The sequence below is a fragment of the Halorhodospira abdelmalekii genome (assembly GCF_016583625.1).
Classification (GTDB): domain Bacteria; phylum Pseudomonadota; class Gammaproteobacteria; order Nitrococcales; family Halorhodospiraceae; genus Halorhodospira; species Halorhodospira abdelmalekii.
Window position 1 is genome coordinate 1 of sequence record NZ_NRRN01000102.1, and the last position, 2435, is coordinate 2435.

The window sequence follows — 2435 nt, forward strand, 5'->3', positions numbered from 1 at the left end:
TTTGACGACGCGCACCGCTTTAGCCAGCCGGCGCGGGCAGCGGACATCGTAGGCAGCGAGGTAGAGCTTGCGGGCCATGGTGTGCCCTCCACAGCAAGTGCTAGGGCCACAGGATGGCACCAAGCACTGCGGGAGGGCGGAGACGGGAAGCTTGCCGTGGGCCGACTTGCTTTCTCTATCCGGTTTTTAATTTTTTCATTAACTTTTTGATTTCTTTTTCAAGACTTTCTTCATCCCCTAATAGCCTAGATATTCTTCCGTTGTTCCGCTGTCCGTGAACCAGTGAGTTTCTTATTTTTTTGAGGGTTTTGAAATCTTCGTTTTCTTCAGAGTCTGACAGTTTTTTTCTTTTTTCATAGTCGTCGATGTCTTCTTTTTCCTGATAAAGCCGTTTGCTTATATATCCTTCCTGGGTGTAGGCAGCTGCTCGGATATAGTCTCTGCGCTTCAAATATTCGTGTGCTAGTCTAATTTCCAGATCGCCGCGGCCAGTCGCATCAGACCAGTTCAAGCGTTCTTGCAATGCGGAAGAAAATAACTCGGCCAGTGGTTCTATTTTTTCGTTGAACTTGTAATTTTTTATTGGATTTAGATGTTTCTTGGCCTTTGCAGCATTGGAGGTTCTCTCAAAAAATGCAGCCCGGCCCATGGAGGCGCACACTTCTTTCGGGACACAGTCCTCTTCTAAAAGTTTTTCAAACACCCCGTAATCACCGTCTTTATCGAAACTGTGCAGTGCTTGTACCCATTGCAAAACATCGAGCATTCCATGCAATGAAATCACTGGGCTGATGCCGTCAGCTGAAGATCGGTCAAAAGCGCCGTAAAAAATACCCTCCAACTTGGTCTCGCGGACCATTGCGAAGTATTGGGCGGAGAGTAAGGCCAGCATAGGGTGATAGCGTAACCCGTGGGTTACGTCGATCAAAAGGCAATCCTTGGGTTCGATAACTTCATCCAGAGACTTGAGATAGCGCGCCGTGTCGAGGCGCGAATCAGACTCAATGTAGGGGGTTATTTGGCAGATAACTGGTAAATTAAGCCACTGGCGTAAAGATTCACCTAGTGGCGCCAAGTCTTTGGCGGTCGCTCTGTCATTTTTCTCTAAGGTTTCGAGCTCTGCCATTAGTTCTAGGGCTTTTTCTTCGTCTTCTCTTGGGCAGTTGCCTAGAAATCGGCTGACATCTATAAGAGATGCCCATGAGCTGCCAGGGGTTCCCAGAAAGATTATCCTGTCAGGTTTTGTTGTCTCTGCTAGGCCAAAGCCGATCATCGGCGTAGTAAATTTCTCGCCATTGATTTCATATGTGGTTTCTTGGTAGTGAGGAACCAGTGAAGAAGGTTCAGTGTTTGTTTTTTCCTCTCTCGGTTTTCCGATGTGAGTAATAAGTACGCGCGGCATGGTGACTTCTCCTTTTCTTGAGGGGGGCGCTCAAAGATTAATCATGCCCAGCAGCATGATAAGCTTGAATATTTGTTACTTCCGAAATGCTTCCCTGCGAGGCATAACGATAACGCCCCATTCCCATCACTGCCCCTTTGCCGACGTGCAGCCACTGTCCGAGCCACACCCAAGGCCAGATGGGCTCCGGTAGAGCGGACAGGGGTCGTCTCAGAAAACGGAAAAAATCGTACGCTAAGCCTCGCCGGGCATTCGTAGCGGCCGGAACTTGCCTTGCTCGACCTGCTTGTTCTGCCGCCAGATGCAGTCGTCGGTCAGGTTGATGTGCTCCCGCCTAGGAGGTAAGCCACCGCCGCAGTGAAACCAGCGAACGACTCACCTGCGTCGGCCCCATCCACGCCAGCGCCCGTACCGCCGAGCCTGCCGGTCCAGTGCCGAGCGCCAGCATCCAGCGGGGAGCATGCTTGACCAGCACTTCCGAGCGGCCGAGTTTCAGTTTTCGGCTGCGCCCAGAGGTGAGGTAGACCTCACGGGTGGGCACCTGCTGGGTCAGCCCCAGGCCGTTGGCTGCACTGGCGCCGTGCGGTACGACGATTTCGCCGCTTTGCGCAGCCAGTGCCTTGATGACTCTCTCCGGGGCCGGAGCACGGATCCTCAGGCGCTCCCGCAACTGAGCCAAATGGCCCCTGGTGACACGACTGTTGGGTCTACCCCATCGAGGAGCACTACACCGATACAGCCGGCTTCACCGATCACGTCTTCGCGCTGATGCATCTGTTGGGCTTCCGCTTCGCGCCGCGCATTCGCGACCTTGGCGACACCAAACTCTACATCCCGAAAGGCGAAGCTGCCTACGAAGCACTGCATCCAATGATCGGTGGCACACTGAACATCAAGCGCGTCCGAGCCCATTGGGACGAAATCTTGCGGCTGGCCACTTCAATCAAGCAGGGTACGGTGACGGCTTCGCTGATGCTCAGGAAACTCGGCAGCTACCCACGCCAGAACGGTCTGGCTTTGGCGCTGCGCGAGT

At 53.3% G+C, this 2435-nt stretch carries 3 protein-coding genes and 1 pseudogene; 1 reads left to right on the top strand and 3 read right to left on the bottom strand.

From position 1 onward, the window contains the following. Positions 1–175: 175 nt before the first annotated feature. The 3 genes from csx2 to CKO15_RS13445 all read right to left on the bottom strand — a co-directional run bounded on the left by csx2 (position 176) and on the right by CKO15_RS13445 (position 2081). Positions 176–1402: a TIGR02221 family CRISPR-associated protein gene (csx2, locus tag CKO15_RS13435; protein WP_200197272.1), complete on the bottom strand. Its 1227-nt coding sequence runs from the start codon at positions 1400–1402 to the stop codon at positions 176–178. A gap of 37 nt (positions 1403–1439) precedes the next feature. Then, positions 1440–1616, bottom strand: a complete 177-nt coding sequence (gene cas6, locus CKO15_RS14740; RefSeq protein WP_420842151.1) for a CRISPR system precrRNA processing endoribonuclease RAMP protein Cas6 — start codon at positions 1614–1616, stop codon at positions 1440–1442. Between the two features lie 120 nt (positions 1617–1736). Beyond that, entirely contained in the window at positions 1737–2081 is a 345-nt protein-coding gene (locus CKO15_RS13445; protein ID WP_200197278.1) for a DUF6088 family protein, read from the bottom strand. A 35-nt stretch (positions 2082–2116) separates the two neighbouring features. On the opposite strand from CKO15_RS13445, the pseudogene CKO15_RS13450 reads away from it, so the two are divergent. Continuing rightward, positions 2117–2435 (top strand): annotated as a pseudogene (locus CKO15_RS13450) (Tn3 family transposase); the annotation flags it as partial.

What these genes read in the sequence shown, in the direction of transcription:
- csx2 (WP_200197272.1), bottom strand. Translation starts at nt 1,402, where the DNA reads ATGCCGCGCGTACTTATTACTCACATCGGAAAACCGAGAGAGGAAAAA.